Here is a 16,115-nt window from a genome sequence, read left to right as displayed (position 1 = left end):
CGGACGGGCGCATGCGCGCTCGTCAATCCATCGCCGCATGCGCGACGTCGACGCTCGCCGCCTTCTGCGGCGGACGGATCAGCAGCAACAGCGGGATCATCAGCAGCGTCGCGACGAACATCAGTTTGAAATCGTTCAGGTACGCAATCATCGTCGCCTGCTGGTTGATCGTGCGGTCGAGCAGTGCGATGTCGACGCGGCTGCCGGCGATCGCCTGCACGGCCGGATCGAACGGCGTGACGTGGGCCGCGAGGTCGGCATGCGCGACCTGCGTATTGCGCGTCATCAGCGTCTGCACGATCGAGATGCCGATACTGCTGCCGATGTTGCGCATCAGGCTGTAGGTGGCCGTGCCGTCGGCGCGCAGGTCGGGCGGCAACGTCGAGAACGACAGCGCGCTCAGCGGCACGAACACGAGCCCGAGACCGAAGCCCTGGATCACGCCGGGCCACACGATGTCCGCTTCGGACAGCACGACCGGGTACTGCATCATCTGCCATAGCGCGAGCGCGGAAATCGACAGCCCCGCGAGCAGCAGCATCCGCGCATCCACGTATTTCAGCAGCCGCCCGACGAACAGCATCGCGATCATCGTGCCGGCGCCGCTCGGTGCGGTGACGAGGCCCGTCGTCGCGACCGGGTAGCCCATCAGGTTCTGCAGCATCGGCGGCAGCAGCGCGCGCGTCGCATACAGCACCGCGCCGACCACGAAGATGAACAGCGTGCCCGTCGCGAAATTCGGATCGCGCAGCAGTTCCGACTTGAAGAACGACGCCTTGCCGACGCTCGCCGTATGCGCGAGGAAGAACGCGAAGCCGAGCGCCGCGACGAGCGCCTCGATGCGGATCTCGTACGAACCGAACCAGTCGAGCTGTTCGCCGCGGTCGAGCATCGCCTGGAACGCGCCGATCGCGAGCGCGAGCGTCGCGAAGCCGAACGCGTCGAATTTCACGTGCGGGCGCGGCGCGCGCGCCGGCAGGAAGGTCATCACGCCGGCGAGCGCGAATGCGCCGATCGGCACGTTGATGAAGAACACCCAGCGCCAGTTGTAGCTGTCGGTGAGCCAGCCGCCGAGCGTCGGGCCGAGGATCGGGCCGACCATCACGCCCATCCCCCAGATCGCCATCGCCTGGCCCTGTTTCTCGCGCGGGTTGATGTCGAGCAGGATCGATTGCGACAGCGGTACCAGCGCGGCGCCGAACACACCCTGCAGCAGCCGCGCGCCGACGATCTGCACGAGCGTCTCCGACAGCCCGCACAGCGCCGACGCAACCGTGAAGCCGGCGATCGACACGATCAGCAGCCGCTTCACGCTCAGCCGGTCGGACAGCCAGCCGGTGAGCGGTGTCGCGATTGCCGCGGCGACGATGTAGGAGGTCAGCACCCACGTGATTTCGTCCTGCGACGCGGACAGCGTGCCCTGCATGTGGGGCAGCGCGACGTTCGCGATCGTGCTGTCGAGGGTCTGGATCAGCGTGGCGAGCATGATCGACAGGGTCAGCATCGGCCGGTTCAGGGCGGACGAGGCGGGGGCGTCGGCGGCGGGGTTCAAGCGGGTGTCTCCGTGGGGCGGTCGCCGTGCGCGGCGATCCGATATGGCGCAAATTATAAGCATGCTCATTATATAGCCGCTTATTGCCGAGTCGCCAGCGTCGGGTCGGTTCCGGCTTGACCCTATAATCGCCGCATGGACAAGACCTACGAGAACCGGATCGGTTACCTGATCGCCGACGTGGCCCGCCTGAACGGGCGCCTGTTCGACCGGCGCGCTAAGCGCATCGGGCTGACGCGGGCGCAAAGCCGCGTGCTCGCGTACCTGACGTGGAAGGGCGAGATGAACCAGGCGCGGCTCGCCGAATGGCTCGAGATCACGCCGATCTCGCTCACGCGGCTGCTCGACCGGATGGAAAGCTATGGGTGGATCGAGCGCGTCGCGAACGACGACGACCGCCGCGCGTTCGTGATCCGGCTGACCGACAAGTCGCGCGAGATCTTTCCGCAGATGCTGGAGGTGGGCGATACCGTCGCCGACGACGGGCTGCGCGGCTTCACGCCCGACGAGCGCGATACGCTGGTGCGCCTGCTCGGGCGCGTGCGCCGCAACCTGATCGACTGCGGCGGCGAGTGACGTCGGTGCGCGGTCGGGCGTACCGGTTGCAACCACAAAAAGAGAACACTGAGAGATGACCGAGGCACGACGAATGGGCCGGAAAGCCCGTATTGCGATTCTCATCGCGCTCGCGCTGGTATTGATCGTCGGGGGCGGCACCGCCTGGCTCGGGCACAACGATGCGCCCGGGACGTTCGACGCGGCGATGGCGAAGGCGAAGCGCGGCGATCTGGACGGCGAATTCAGCGTCGCGCTGATGTACGAGCACGGCGACGGCGTCGAACGGAATCCCGCCGAAGCCGCGAAATGGTACCGGCGGGCCGCCGATCAGGGCGACGCGGCCTCGCAGAACAATCTCGGCACGCTGTACGAAACCGGCATCGGCGTCGAGCAAAGCCGCGCGGAGGCGGTGAGCTGGTATCGGCGCGCGGCCGCGCAGGGCAATGGGGATGCGTTGTGCAATCTCGGCCGCGCATACGAGGACGGCGAAGGCGCGCCGCAGGACAGCGCGGAAGCGGTGCGGCTCTACCGGCGCGCGGCCGAACAGGGCCTGCCGAGAGGGCAACTGTATCTGGGGCTGATGTACGACGCCGGGACCGGCGTGCCGCAGGATGTCGCGGAAGCCGCCAAATGGTATCGGCGCGCGGCCGATCAGGGCGAGCCGCAAGCACAGAACGCCCTCGGTTACCTGTACGACAGCGGGCGCGGCGTGACGCGGAGCGACACCGAGGCATTCAAGTGGTACCGACTCGCCGCGGAACAGGGCGACGCGAACGCACAGAACAATCTCGGCCTGATGTACGAAAACGGGCAGGGCGTGCGCAAGGACGACGCCGAAGCGGCGAGATGGTATCGGCTCGCTGCGGCCCAGGGTGCCGCGACATCGCTGTTCCGGCTGGGCGTGCAGTACTACGCGGGCAGCGGTGTCGCATCCGATCCGATCGCCGCGAATGCGTTGTTGAGCCTGGCTGCCGCCGCAGGCGAGACGCGCGCGCAGCAGTACCTCGATCAGGGCGCGAAGCTCACCGCGCCGGCCGATATCGAGAAAGCCGCCAGGCTGCGGGCCGAGATGAGCCGGCCGGGCAAACTGCTCGACGCGCTCGATCGCTACGAGGAAACGGCGCAACGCAGCGACGGCGGCTGATTCCACTGGGCTTGTCTTCGTGAAGTCGAGCGACTATCTTGCAACTTCAAGTTCACTTGAGGTCAAGCATGAGCCGACTGGACATCGCCGACGTGGCGCAGCGCACGGGATTGCCCGCGTCGACGCTGCGCTACTACGAGGAAAAGGGGCTGATCGTGCCGATCGGCCGGCACGGGCTGCGGCGGCAATACGACGCGTCGGTGCTGGAGCGCCTGGCGTTGATCGCGCTCGGCCGGGAGGCCGGTTTCTCGCTCGACGACATTCTCGCGATGGTTGGCACCGACGGTCGGCCCGCGATCGATCGCGCGAAGCTCGATGGCAAGGCCGACGAGCTCGACCGCACGATCCGCCGTCTCGGCGCGGTGCGCGATGCGCTGCGGCATGCGGCCGTGTGCCCGGCGGCGAACCATCTCGAGTGCCCGTCGTTCCGGAAGCTGCTGCGCATTGCCGCGCATCGTCATCCGGCACGCCGCGCGAAGGCGGAAAGCGCGTAGGCGGCGAGCCTGCGCGACGGGGGCGTAGCGGCAGCGATTCGACGGGAGGGTGGTGACGTGGCGAGTTCGACGTGCCGGATCGTCCAAAGGGGATGCCGTTGATGCCGCCTTCGACGTCGGCAACACCGTCGACACATGACTCACCCCGCGTAATACACGCGGCATTCCATCTCGCGCCCGCGTACGATCCGCTTGCCGACGAGCGCGCCGTACGTTTCGGTGAAGACGGTGCGCTGGTGCTCGCACTGCACGGCGTCGTAGAAGTAGAGCGAGACCCAGTCGGTCGAGCGCCCGGCTTCCGGCGTGCGCATCGCGGCATGCTGGCTCAGCACCGTGAAATGCCAGCCGCCCTTGGTCATGTGCATGACGGGCGGCGGCACGTAACCGTCCGCGTTCAGGCGCCGGTGCGTGAGCCTCGGCAGCACGCCGGCGGCCGCCTTGTTGCGGTACTGGCGATCGATGTAAAGCAGCAGTTCGACGGGCGGTTCCGTGCCGGGATCGGTGTTTTGCATGCGGCCTTGCCAGCGCCGGCGGCGGCTCAGCACGTCGTCGAGTGCGGCGCGGATGCCGGCCGCGCGGCGCGGGCCGACGCCCGCGATCGTTTCGAGCTGGCCGTTGCGGGCCGCGCGTTCGAGCTCCTCCAGCGTGTCGATGTGCAGTGCGTCATGAATGCGCAGCGCGAGCGCGTGGCCGATGCCCGGCACCGCTTCGAAGGCCGATGCGCGCTCGGCATCGCCGCGCAGGCGATCGAGCTGGCGCCAGCGCCCCGTCACCAGCAGCTCGGCGATCGCCTGCGCGACGCCCGCGCCGATGTCGGGCAGCGCGCCGAGCGCCTCGACGCCGCCGGTTTCGAACACGCCGCGGATGTCGCGGTCGAGCGCGTCGACCGTATCGGCCGCCGCACGGTACGCGGCGACCCGGTACGGGTTCGCGCCCTGGTCGACAAGCCACTGCGCGGCCTCGCGCAGGCACGCCGCGATGGGCCGGTTTTCCTCGTACGTCTGGCTGACGGTCGACTGCATGGCGAGGGACCCGGAAAGCACAAACGGAATGGGCGCGACGAGTGGCGCGCCGGTCGGCTGTCAACCATCGTCGCGACGCGCGATGAAGAAAGTTTGATGCGCGCCAATGACAAACGTAGCACAGGCGCGCAGCGCACGGTCGTGCCGGAACGCGGCATGACCGTGCGTTGCGCTCGGGGCGGTCAAGCGTCGAGAAACGACTGCGCGTTCTCGGCCTCGGCGGCCGTACGCAGCGCGGCGAGCGCCCGTTTCTCGATCTGCCGCACGCGCTCGCGCGACATCCCCGCATCCTGCGCGATCGCGTCGTAGGTGTCGGGCTCGGCGCCGCCGAGGCCGAACCGCCGGCGCAGCACGTCGGCCTCGGTCGGCGTGACCGACCGCAGCAGCGACCGCACGCATTCGCGCATGCGCGTGTCGGCCAGTTGCTCGAACGGGCTGGCCGAGGCCTGATCCTCGATCAATTCCACGAGGCCGGTGTCCGCGTCGGGCAGCGGCGTGTCGAGCGAGACCGGCTCGGCGGGCAGCGCAAGCACCGCGCGCAGTTTGTCTTCGTCGAGGCCGGTTTCGACCGCGAGCTCGGCCGGCGTGGCCCGCCGGCCCGTGCGCTGGCGAAAGCGCAGCGCATGCCGCTGCACGCGCTGGTACTGATCGCCGACGTGCACCGGCACGCGGATCGTGCGCGCGCGATCCGCGACCGCACGCGCGATCGCCTGGCGAATCCACCAGGTCGCATAGGTCGAGAACTTGAAGCCGCGCCGGTATTCGAATTTCTCGATCGCGCGCATCAGGCCGAGACAGCCGTCCTGCACGAGGTCGGACAGGTCGACGCCGCGGTTCAGGTACTTGCGCGCGATCGACAGCACGAGCCGCAGATTCGCCTCGAGCATCGCACGCGTCGCGTCGCGCACCTTCTGCTGGCCGTCGCTCAGTGCGGCTGCGAGCGCGCGCCGGGCGACCGCGTCGAAGCACGCCGCGTCGACCGCCGACGGATCGTGGGCGGCGGCCGCGAGTGCGCGTATCGTACGGCCCGCGTCGTCGGCGGCCGGCGCGACCCACGGGAGCGAACCGAGCAGGGCGGCCACGTGGTTGCGCGCGTCGCGGTATTCGGCCGAACGGCTGCCATGCGCATGCAATGCGCCGCGCAGCGCCGACACCGCTGCGTGCAGCGCATCGTAGCGGGCGGGCGCGGGAGCGCCGGCGTCGTCGTCATCGGGCGAGCCGGTCGAGCCGGCGCTGCCCGTCGCGCGATGACGCTCGAGCAGCGCGTCGACCGCGGGCGGATAGCCGGCGATCGCGTGCAGCACCTGATGGCGGCCCGTTTCGATCTCGCGGGCGAGCACGATTTCGCCTTCGCGCGTGAGCAGCGGCACCGCGTGCATGCGCCGCATGTAGAGCGCGAGCGGATCGGTCGACGCGCTCGTGCCGCGCGCGAGGTCGCCGAGCATGGCCCGGCCTTCGTCGAGCGCGTCGCGATCGACCTCGACCGGCGCCGCGCCGGCGAACGGCGCAGGCACGGCCGGCTCGTCGAGTACCGCGATGCCGATGTCGGCAAGCGCGGCGCGCACGACGTCGAGCGCGTCGGGGCTGTCGCTTTCGGGCGGCAGCGCGTCCACGAGGTCGGCGTGCGTCAGATAACCTTGCTCGCCGGCAAGCGCCAGCAACTGGATGATCGGGTCGAGCGGTGTGTCCGCCCGGGAAGTGGGGCGTGGCGTAGTCATGTCGATGGCGGCGCGAGCCGCGTTCCTGTCTGGGCGGGCCGAAGCTCGCCGGTTTGCGGGTGCCGGTGGATCGCGGACGCCCGTCCGCGCCGGTCAGCCCGACATCGTTCAAGTTGAGGGCATTTGGCCCAACTTCAACGTTGGCGCCGCGGACGGGTCAGCACGCGGCGTGCCTGCTTCGCCGTCCGGGAGAGGAAACAAAAAGTAACCGATCATACGCGCGGAAATCTGCAGGGGACGTAAGCTAGAGTCAGGCGCGCGCCCGGCGGCGACGCGCGAATTCTGCCGGAGTACGAGATGAACCCCATTTTCGCCGCGAGGCCCGCCGCCGTCGCGCTGGCCGCACTGGCGCTTGGCGGCTGCTACTACACGAGCCCGTACGGTTACGCACCTTATTACGCGCCGGTGCCTGCCGCGGTGACGCAGCGCGACATTCCGGTCGCAACGGCCGCATCGGCGCCGGCCCCGTCGACCGTGCCGCAGGCGCAGGTCGACACCGACACGGCGGTTCCCGTGTATGTCGCCCCGGCCTACGTGCCGCCGCCGTATCCGTATCCGTATTACTACCCGGCGTACTACTCGGGCTGGTACGGGCCGCCCGTGACGATCGGCTTCTGGGGCCGCTGGGGCGGCGGATACTGGGGCGGGCGCGGCGGGTACTGGCATCGTCCGTGGGGCGGCGGTCATTGGGGTGGCGGTCACTGGGGCGGCGGCCATCGGCACTGACCGGCGCGCATCGGCGCGACGCGGGAGAGCATCATGAGGAACACGATTGTCCGAAGTCTGTGCGTCGTCCTGGCCGGCCTCGCGGTCGCACCGGGCGTTGCCGATGCGCAGAGCAGCGCTTACACGAATTCGCCGGCCGAGCTGTATGCCGGGCCTGCGCCCGATTATCCGGTGGTCGCGGAGATTCCGCCCGGCACCGCGCTGGACGTATTCGGCTGCCTGAGCGATTACACGTGGTGCGACGTCGCATTGCCGGGCGTGCGCGGCTGGATCGATGCGCAGTTGCTCGACTATCCGTACCAGGGGAGCTACGTGCCGTTGCTCGAATATGGCGCGATCATCGGCGTGCCGGTGACCGGGTTCGCGATCGGCGCGTACTGGGATCGCTATTACCGGCACCGCCCGTGGTATCCCGACCGCGATCGCTGGGCGCATCGTCCGGAGCCGAGGCTCGGCCCCGGCGGCGTGCCGCCGGCGCAAGGGCGTCCGCAACCGGGCGTGCCGATGCAGGTCGCGCCGGGCGGCCCGCCGCCCGTGCACGACACGCGGCCGTCGGCGACGCGCGGCGGCTGGAACGGCGCGAACCGCGTGCCGGCGCCGGCGGCACCGGCACTGACGCCGCAAACGCCGCCGACGCCGATGCCGGGCGGGATGGGTAACGCGCGTCCGGCCAGCCCGCCGACGCCGATGCCGGGTGGGGTGGGTAATGCGCGTCCTGCCAGCCCGCCGACGCCGATGCCGGGCGGGGCGGGTAATACGCGCCCGGCCAGCCCGCCGGCGCCGACGCCGATGCCCGGTGGGGCGGGTAATACGCGTCCGGCCGGCCCACCGCCGGCGGTGCTGCGCCCGCCGCCTGCGCCCGGCGGAGAGGGCCGTGCGATGCCGCCGCCGGTACGCCAGGGTGGCGGGGGCGGCGGTTATGCACGGCCGCAAGGCGGCGGAAACGGTGGCGGCAACCACGGCGGCGGGGGCGGCGGCCCCGACGAACTCCGTCACTGACGGGGCCGGCGCCGCGGGTGCTCCGGGCGCCGGACGAAAAAAAAACCGCTCCGGAGAGCGGCTTTTGGATCGGGCAAGCGGAGCGAGGTAAGGCGCTACCGGTCGCCCGTAGCCTGCGGCATCAGTCGTCGAGCAGCGACAGATCGCGCACGGCGCCCTTGTCGGCCGACATGACCAGCTTCGCGTACGCCTTCAGCGCCGCGGACACCTTGCGCGGACGCGGCTGCGCGGGCTTCCAGCCCTTCGCGTTCTGTTCTTCGCGGCGGCGCGCCAGTTCCTCGTCCGACACCAGCACGTCGATCGTGCGATTCGGAATGTCGATGCGGATCCGGTCGCCGTCGCGCACGAGGCCGATCGCGCCGCCCGCTGCCGCTTCCGGCGAGCAATGGCCGATCGACAGACCCGACGTGCCGCCCGAAAAACGGCCGTCCGTCAGCAGTGCGCACGCCTTGCCGAGCCCCTTCGACTTGATGTAGCTGGTCGGGTAGAGCATTTCCTGCATGCCCGGGCCGCCCTTCGGGCCTTCGTAGCGCACGATCACCACGTCGCCGGCCTTGACCTTGTCGTTCAGAATGTTCTCGACCGCTTCGTCCTGCGATTCGGTCACGTGCGCCGAGCCTTCGAACACGAGGATGCTCTCGTCGACGCCGGCCGTCTTCACCACGCAGCCGTCGAGCGCGATGTTGCCCGTCAGCACGGCGAGGCCGCCTTCCTTCGAGAACGCATGCTCGTACGAGCGGATGCAGCCTTCGGCGCGGTCGAGGTCGAGGCTCGGCCAGCGCGTGTCCTGGCTGAACGCGACCTGCGTCGGGATGCCGGCCGGGCCGGCCAGGTAGAACGTGCGCACGGCTTCGTCCTGCGTGCGGACGATGTCCCACTGGTCGAGCGCATCCTTCAGCGTCGGCGCGTGCACGGTCGGCACGTCGGTGTGCAGCTTGCCCGCACGGTCGAGCTCGCCGAGGATCGCCATGATGCCGCCTGCGCGGTGCACGTCCTCGATGTGGTACTTGTTCGTGTTCGGCGCGACCTTGCACAGCTGCGGCACGGTGCGCGACAGGCGATCGATGTCCTTCATCGTGAAGTCGATGCCGGCTTCCTGCGCGATCGCCAGCAGGTGCAGGATCGTGTTGGTCGAACCGCCCATCGCGATGTCGAGCGTCATCGCGTTCTCAAACGCCTTGAAGCCGACCGAGCGCGGCAGCACGCGTTCGTCGTCCTGCTCATAGTGCTGGCGGGTCAGCTCGACGATGCGGCGCCCGGCGCGCTTGAACAGCTGTTCGCGATCGGCGTGCGTGGCGACCACCGTGCCGTTGCCGGGCAGCGACAGGCCGAGCGCTTCGGTCAGGCAGTTCATCGAGTTCGCGGTGAACATGCCCGAGCACGAGCCGCAGGTCGGGCACGCCGAGCGTTCGACTTCGGCGACGTCGGCATCCGAATACGACTGGTCGGCCGCGATCACCATCGCGTCGACGAGGTCGAGCTTCTTCAACTCGACGGTCTTGGTGACCGGGTTCGCGAGACGCGTCTTGCCGGCTTCCATCGGGCCGCCCGACACGAAGATCACCGGAATGTTCAGGCGCATCGCGGCCATCAGCATTCCCGGCGTGATCTTGTCGCAGTTCGAGATGCACACCATCGCGTCCGCGCAGTGCGCGTTCACCATGTATTCGACCGAGTCGGCGATGATGTCGCGGCTCGGCAGCGAATACAGCATGCCGTCATGGCCCATCGCGATGCCGTCGTCGACCGCGATCGTGTTGAATTCCTTCGCGACGCCGCCGGCAGCCTCGATCTCGCGCGCGACGAGCTGGCCGAGATCCTTCAGGTGCACGTGCCCGGGCACGAACTGGGTGAACGAGTTGACGACCGCGATGATCGGCTTCGAGAAATCGTCGTCTTTCATGCCGGTGGCGCGCCACAGCGAGCGCGCACCTGCCATGTTGCGGCCGGCGGTAGAGGTTTTGGAACGGTAAGTGGGCATGGTGATGGCTGAAGAAATATCGCGGGAAAAGGGTGGGGGCTCGGGAATAAAGGCCCCTCTCGCGCCCGTGCGAACAACCTCTTGAGCTGCGCCCTGGGCAAACTTCGCGATTATCCCACAGCCGCCGGGCCGGCGGCGCCGGCGGGAGCGGGCGGGCGGTGCGGCGCGCCGCGCCGGGGGCGGCTGAATGCACGAAGCCCACCAAGCCCACCAAGCCCACCAAGCCCACCAAGCCCACCAGGCACGACATCCGATGCAAACCATTTCCGGCGCAACCGGGCGGCGGCTTCATCGCCCGTCCCGCCGACAATGAAGCCGCGTCGTGCCGCTCGATCGCGCATCAGTCGAGCAGCGTCAGGATCTCGTCGTACAGCGCCTTCGGAATCCGCACGCCGTTCGCGATGCTGCGCGCGCGGGCGTCGAAGCGCCGTTGCGACGGCAGCCGCGCGCCCTGCGCGACGATCGATTCGAACATCCGCTCGCCGCGCGCGAGCCCCGCGTCGAGATCGTCGCCGAGAAACACCTTCGGATCGAACGCGATCACGAGTTCGCCATGGCACGGCGTCGCGCCGACGCCTTCGTCGAAGTCCATCGATTCCCGGCTCGTCATGTCGCCGATCAGCGCCCCGCCGAGCAGTTCGACCATCGCCGCCAGCGCCGAGCCCTTGTGGCCGCCGAACGTGCGCATCGCGCCTTGCAGCGCGGCCTTCGGGTCGGTGGTCGGCTGGCCGTCCGCGTCGATCGCCCAGTGCGACGGAATCGCCTTGCCCTGTTTCGCGTGCAGCTCGATGTCGCCGCGCGCGATCGCGCTCGTCGCGAAATCGAACACGAATGGCTCGCCGCCCGGGCGCGGCCACGCGAACGCGATCGGGTTGGTGCCGAACACCGGCTCGCGGCCGCCTTCCGGCGCGACCCAGCTATGGCTCGGGTTCATCGCGATGCCGACCAGCCCTTCGGCGGCGATCGCCTCGACCTCGGGCCACAGCGCGGAGAAGTGATAACAGTGGTTGATCGCCATCGCGGCGATGCCGTGCTGCTTCGCCATCTCGACGAGCACCGGCAACCCGGTCTCAAAGCTCAGCAGCGAGAAGCCGCGATGCGCGTCGACCGCGACGATCGACGACGACAGCCGGCGCAGCGTCGGCACGGCCTGCGGATCGACCTTGCCCTTCTTCAGCGAGCGCACGCACACGAGCAGCCGGTACACGCCGTGCGAGTGGCACTCGTCGCGCTGGCCCTGCGCGATCACGTTGGCGATGGCCCGCGCATGCGCGTCGGACATCCCGTTGTGCGTCAGCACGCGCAGCGCGAGCACGTGGACTTCGTCGAGCGACAGGACGACTTCGGCGGTGCGCTCAGACATGGCTCACCTCGCGCGGGGCGGGCACGCCGTCGATGCGTTGCGGCACGTGCAGCGGATTGCTGCTGCGGATCGCGTCCGGCAGCAGCGCGTCCGGCACGTCCTGGTACGACACGGGGCGCAGGAAGCGCTCGATCGCGCGGGCGCCGACCGACGTCGTGCGCGTGTCGGACGTCGCCGGGAACGGGCCGCCGTGCACCATCGCGTGGCCGACCTCGACACCCGTGCCGAAACCGTTGACGAGGATGCGACCGGCCTTGCGTTCGAGCGTCGGGCGCAGCGCGGCGAACAGCGTCGCGTCGCCGTCGGCGAGATGCGCGGCGATCGTCAGCTGGCCTTCGAGCGATTTCAGCACGCGATGCAGCGTGTCGGCGTCCGGGCAGCGCACGATCAGCGACGCAGGGCCGAACACTTCGTCGCGCAATTCGCGGTGCGCGACGAATGCGTCTGCGGACGTCGCGAACAGCGCCGCGCGGGCCTGGTGACGGCCGCCTTCCGCGCCTTCGGCCAGCAGTTCGACCGCATCGTGGGCGCGCAGCGCCGCGACGCCTTGCGCATAGCTCGCGTGGATATGGGGTGTCAGCATCGTTTGTGCGGCCGCCGCGTGCACCGCATCGGCCGCCGCGGCTTCGAACGCGCGCAGCGCGGGGCCGTCGATCGCGAGTACGAGGCCCGGGTTCGTGCAGAACTGGCCGGCCCCGAGCGTGAGCGACGCGACGAACTGCGGTGCGATGGTGTCGTGACGGGCCTCGAGCGCGGCGGGGCACAGCAGCACGGGATTGATCGAGCTCATTTCCGCATAGACGGGGATCGGCTCGGCTCGCGCGGCCGCGATATGCATCAGCGCCACGCCGCCGCGGCGCGAGCCGGTGAAACCGACGGCCTTGATGCGCGGATCGGCGACCAGCGCCTGGCCGATCTCGCGCGACGCGTCGAACAGCAGCGAGAACACGCCGGCCGGCATCCCGCATTCGCGCGCGGCCTGCTGAATCGCCCGGCCGACGAGCGCCGACGTGCCCGGATGCGCGGAATGCGCCTTGACGATCACCGGGCAGCCGGCCGCCAGCGCCGACGCCGTGTCGCCGCCGGCCACCGAGAATGCGAGCGGGAAGTTCGATGCGCCGAACACGGCCACGGGCCCGACCGCGACGTTGCGCAGGCGCAGGTCGACGCGCGGCAGCGGCTTGCGCTCGGGGCGCGCCGGGTCGATACGCGCGTCGAGAAACCCGCCGTCGCGCACGAGCGACGCGAACAGCGCGAGCTGGCCGACCGTGCGGCCGCGTTCGCCTTCGATGCGCGCGCGCGGCAGCCCCGTTTCGACGACGCAGCGCTCGATCAGGTCGTCGCCGAGCGTCATGATGTGGCGGCCGATCGCGTCGAGGAACGCGGCGCGGGCGTCGAGCGACGTTTCGCGATACGTGTCGAACGCATCGTCGGCGAGTGCGCACGCCGTTTCCAGGTCGTGCAGGCTCGCGCCGCCGAACGCCGGTTCGAGCGGTTCGCCGGTGGCGGCGGCGAGCGCGTGGAAGGTGCCGTTCTGTCCGGCGACGGCCGATTGGCCGATCAGGAGCTGACCTGTAAGTTGCATGGTTTTCCTCGGGAAAAAACGGGGCCGGGCGTGCTGCGCCCGGCCGATGGAAGGGGAAAGGGCGCGGGCGCGTCAGTCCTCGTCGTCGTCGAGTTGCAGCTTGTCGGCGCGCACGCCGGTGTGGGCGCCCCAGTAGTAGATGACGAGCGCGACGGCCGCGACGACGACCGTGTCGTACGGATGCGCGAGCCGGCCCGTGCCGCCGAAGCCGCCGAGATACGACAGCACGATCATCGACGCATAGAACGCGATCAGCCACGCGGACGAACGCACTTGCTCGGCAAGGCTCAGGTGCGCGGTCGGCACCCAGCGGCGGCACGCGAGATAGATCGCGAACATCGCGATCTGCAGGCCGAGCAGCCAGGACACCGTGCTCCAGCCCGACCAGTAGACGATCAGCGCGGCGATCACGAACGACGCGGGGCCGGTGATGCCGAACGCGCTGGCGCGGAACGGCCGCGGCAGGTCGGGCGCGGTGCGGCGCAGCGCGGCGACCGACACGGGCGCGACCGCATAGCTGAGCACCAGCGCGGCCGACACGATGTTGATCAGCGCTTCCCACGACGGGAACGGCAGCGTCCAGAAGATCGCGAGGCCGAAGGTGAGCCACAGGCCCGCGCGCGGGATGCCCGACGCTTCGTCGACGCGCGTGAAGACCTTGAAGAACGTGCCCGTCTTCGCCCAGCCGTAGACGACGCGCGGCGTCGCGTTCATGTAGATGTTGCCGCAGCCGCTCGGCGAGATCATCGCGTCGGCGACGACCATCACCGCGAGCCAGCCGACGCCGAGCGCGAGGGCGATGTCGCGGTACGGCAGCGAGAATGCCTTGCTCACGTCGTGCCAGCCGGCGGCGAGCATCGCCGTCGGGATGCTGCCGATGAACGCGAGTTGCAGCAGCACGTAGATCAGCGTCGACAGCAGGATCGACAGGATCAGCGCGATCGGGATCGTGCGCTGCGGATTGCGTACCTCGCTCGCGACCGACACGATCGGCGTGAGCCCGAGATACGCGAAGATGATGCCGCCGGCCGACACGGCCATCTCGATGCCCGGCATGCCGAACGGCGCGAAGCCGTGCACGGTCAGGTTCGCGGGCTTGAAGAACACGAACAGCACCGCGATCACCGACAGCGGCACGATGAACTTGAAGAGGCTGATGATGTTGTTCGCCTTCGCGAACGTCTTCACGCTCGAATAGTTCAGATAAAAGAAGAAGCACAGCAGCGCGGCCTGCACGAGCCAGCCGAGCGTGGTCGGGTCGCTCGACCCGACGACCGTCAGGCCCGGAAACCACGCGGCCGCGTACTGGCGCGCGGCGACGACTTCGATCGCGATCAGGCTCGAGAAGGCGATCAGCGTGATGAAGCCCATCAGGTAGCCGAGCAGCGGGCCGTGCGAGAACACCGGGTAGCGCACCACGCCGCCGGCGCGCGGCAGCGCGGCGCCGAGTTCGCAGTAGACGATGCCGAGCAGCAGTACCGCGAAGCCGCCGAGCAGCCACGAGAAGATGCCGGCCGGGCCCGCGATCGTCGACACGTGACTCGCGGCGAACAGCCACCCCGAGCCGAAAATGGCGCCGAGACCGATGAACGTGAGATCGGTCAGCGACAACTGTTTCTTGAACTTGCCGTGACCCGCGCCGGGGTGCGCGGAACGGGAAAGCGGGACGGACGGGTGAGCATTGCCTTGGCCTGGCATGGGCGTGTCTCCTGGGGAATGTCGGTGCAGGCGCGCGTGGCGCGTGCTCCGACGGAGCAGCGCACACGCCTGCCGGCCGGTGTCGCCCGGTTCGAACGACCGGGGCGGGCCGCGGCCCGTTCACGCGCGGCGTGGGCTGGCGCCGGGGCGTGCGGACCCGCGGGCCATGCCGGACCGCGGACGGCGACGCACCGGGCAAACCCGCGCGCCGCCGCAGGGGCGTCGATCAGAGACCGACGTCGGGCAGCGCAGGGCGCGTTTCGAGCGCCTTCGCGACGATGGCCTTCACTTCCGCGAGTGTGTCGCCTTGCAGCGCGAGGCGCGGCGGACGCGTGACCGCGCTGCCGCGGCCGACCAGTTCTTCGCACAGCTTGATGCACTGCACGAGGTCCGGGCGTGCGTCGAGGTGCAGCAGCGGCATGAACCAGCGATACAGCGCGAGCGCTTCGTCGAAGCGCTTTTGCTTCGCGAGGCGGAACAGCGTCTCGCCTTCCTTCGGGAACGCGTTCGACATGCCCGACACCCAGCCTTCGGCGCCGACCGCGATGCTCTCGACCACGACGTCGTCGAGGCCCGCGAACAGCACGAAGCGATCGCCGACCGCATTGCGCAGGTCGATGAAGCGGCGCGTATCGCCCGACGAGTCCTTGAAGCAGACGATGTTCTCGCAATCCTGCAGCGCGATCAGCACGTCGGGCGTGACGTCGTTCTTGTAGATCGGCGGGTTGTTGTAGACCATCACCGGCAGGTCGGTGCTCGTCGCGACCGCCCGGAAGTGCGCGGCGGTTTCGTGCGGCTTCGCCGAGTACACGAGCGCGGGCATCACCATCACGCCGTCGACGCCGACGCGCTGCGCCTCCCGCACCGTGTTGCGCGCGAATTCGGTCGTGAATTCGGCGATGCCGGCGATCACCGGAATCTTGCCGCCGGCCGCGTCGCGTGCGGCCTCGATCACCTGGAGCTTCTCGCTCGTCGACAGCGACGTGTTCTCGCCGACCGTGCCGCAGACCACGAGGCCCGACACGCCGTCGTTCAACAGGTTCTTGACCACGCGGTGCGTGGCGTCGATGTCGAGGGAAAAGTCCGGCTTGAACTGGGTGCTGACGGCCGGGAACACTCCGGTCCACTGAATGGCTTTGCGGCTCACTGAAATCTCCTACGTTCGTATCGGTCGGCCGACGGGGGTGTCGGTGTGGCAACCAGTATCGCCGCGCAAACGCCCATCACGCTTGAGTCGTATCGCGGAGCAAAATGACGAAATCGGCATAGCGGCCG

Annotated in this window: 13 protein-coding genes; 5 read left to right on the top strand and 8 right to left on the bottom strand. The window is 69.3% G+C overall.

The window, feature by feature from the left end; all coding sequences use genetic code 11:
• Positions 1-22: 22 nt before the first annotated feature.
• Entirely contained in the window at positions 23-1,552 is a 1,530-nt protein-coding gene (locus WS61_RS12420) for a DHA2 family efflux MFS transporter permease subunit (protein WP_059500743.1), read from the bottom strand.
• A 135-nt stretch (positions 1,553-1,687) separates the two neighbouring features.
• Between WS61_RS12420 and WS61_RS12415 the strand changes: the two genes are divergently transcribed.
• From WS61_RS12415 to WS61_RS12405, 3 genes are all read left to right on the top strand, one after another.
• Positions 1,688-2,128: a MarR family winged helix-turn-helix transcriptional regulator gene (locus WS61_RS12415; protein WP_027782799.1), complete on the top strand. Its 441-nt coding sequence runs from the start codon at positions 1,688-1,690 to the stop codon at positions 2,126-2,128.
• A 73-nt stretch (positions 2,129-2,201) separates the two neighbouring features.
• Positions 2,202-3,254 (top strand): tetratricopeptide repeat protein, encoded by a 1,053-nt coding sequence (locus WS61_RS35945; RefSeq protein ID WP_306459554.1) that lies wholly within the window; start codon positions 2,202-2,204, stop codon positions 3,252-3,254.
• Between the two features lie 68 nt (positions 3,255-3,322).
• Positions 3,323-3,748 (top strand): helix-turn-helix domain-containing protein, encoded by a 426-nt coding sequence (locus WS61_RS12405; RefSeq protein ID WP_059500741.1) that lies wholly within the window; start codon positions 3,323-3,325, stop codon positions 3,746-3,748.
• Between the two features lie 140 nt (positions 3,749-3,888).
• On the opposite strand, the gene WS61_RS12400 is transcribed toward WS61_RS12405, so the two are convergent.
• Both WS61_RS12400 and WS61_RS12395 read right to left on the bottom strand, forming a co-directional pair.
• Entirely contained in the window at positions 3,889-4,770 is an 882-nt protein-coding gene (locus WS61_RS12400; RefSeq protein ID WP_059500740.1) for a helix-hairpin-helix domain-containing protein, read from the bottom strand.
• Positions 4,771-4,952: 182 nt separating this feature from the next.
• Entirely contained in the window at positions 4,953-6,488 is a 1,536-nt protein-coding gene (locus WS61_RS12395) for a sigma-70 family RNA polymerase sigma factor (RefSeq protein WP_059500739.1), read from the bottom strand.
• A 297-nt stretch (positions 6,489-6,785) separates the two neighbouring features.
• Between WS61_RS12395 and WS61_RS12390 the strand changes: the two genes are divergently transcribed.
• Both WS61_RS12390 and WS61_RS12385 read left to right on the top strand, forming a co-directional pair.
• Positions 6,786-7,214 carry a hypothetical protein gene (locus tag WS61_RS12390; RefSeq protein ID WP_059500738.1) on the top strand — a complete coding sequence of 143 codons (429 nt, stop codon included), beginning with the start codon at positions 6,786-6,788 and terminating at the stop codon, positions 7,212-7,214.
• Positions 7,215-7,247: 33 nt separating this feature from the next.
• A complete protein-coding gene (locus WS61_RS12385; protein ID WP_059500737.1) occupies positions 7,248-8,213 on the top strand; it encodes an SH3 domain-containing protein in 966 nt (321 codons plus the stop codon).
• 121 nt (positions 8,214-8,334) lie between these two features.
• On the opposite strand, the gene ilvD is transcribed toward WS61_RS12385, so the two are convergent.
• The 5 genes from ilvD to WS61_RS12360 form a co-directional block, all read right to left on the bottom strand.
• Positions 8,335-10,194 (bottom strand): dihydroxy-acid dehydratase, encoded by a 1,860-nt coding sequence (gene ilvD / locus WS61_RS12380; protein ID WP_059500736.1) that lies wholly within the window; start codon positions 10,192-10,194, stop codon positions 8,335-8,337.
• A 340-nt stretch (positions 10,195-10,534) separates the two neighbouring features.
• The gene (locus WS61_RS12375; protein WP_059500735.1) at positions 10,535-11,557 is read right to left on the bottom strand and encodes an Ldh family oxidoreductase; all 1,023 of its coding nucleotides are present in this window, start codon (positions 11,555-11,557) and stop codon (positions 10,535-10,537) included.
• Positions 11,550-13,142 (bottom strand): aldehyde dehydrogenase (NADP(+)), encoded by a 1,593-nt coding sequence (locus WS61_RS12370; RefSeq protein ID WP_059500734.1) that lies wholly within the window; start codon positions 13,140-13,142, stop codon positions 11,550-11,552. The genes WS61_RS12375 and WS61_RS12370 overlap by 8 nt, the downstream gene beginning before the upstream one ends.
• A 72-nt stretch (positions 13,143-13,214) precedes the next feature.
• A complete protein-coding gene (locus tag WS61_RS12365; protein ID WP_059500733.1) occupies positions 13,215-14,840 on the bottom strand; it encodes an APC family permease in 1,626 nt (541 codons plus the stop codon).
• 226 nt (positions 14,841-15,066) lie between these two features.
• Positions 15,067-15,987, bottom strand: a complete 921-nt coding sequence (locus tag WS61_RS12360) for a dihydrodipicolinate synthase family protein (protein ID WP_059500732.1) — start codon at positions 15,985-15,987, stop codon at positions 15,067-15,069.
• Positions 15,988-16,115: the final 128 nt, after the last annotated feature.

Origin of the sequence: Burkholderia sp. ABCPW 11 (assembly GCF_001523445.1) — a bacterium.
Taxonomy (GTDB): Bacteria; Pseudomonadota; Gammaproteobacteria; order Burkholderiales; family Burkholderiaceae; genus Burkholderia.
The sequence above is the reverse complement of the archived record's forward strand: the minus strand, read 5'-3'. Positions and strand labels throughout refer to the sequence as shown.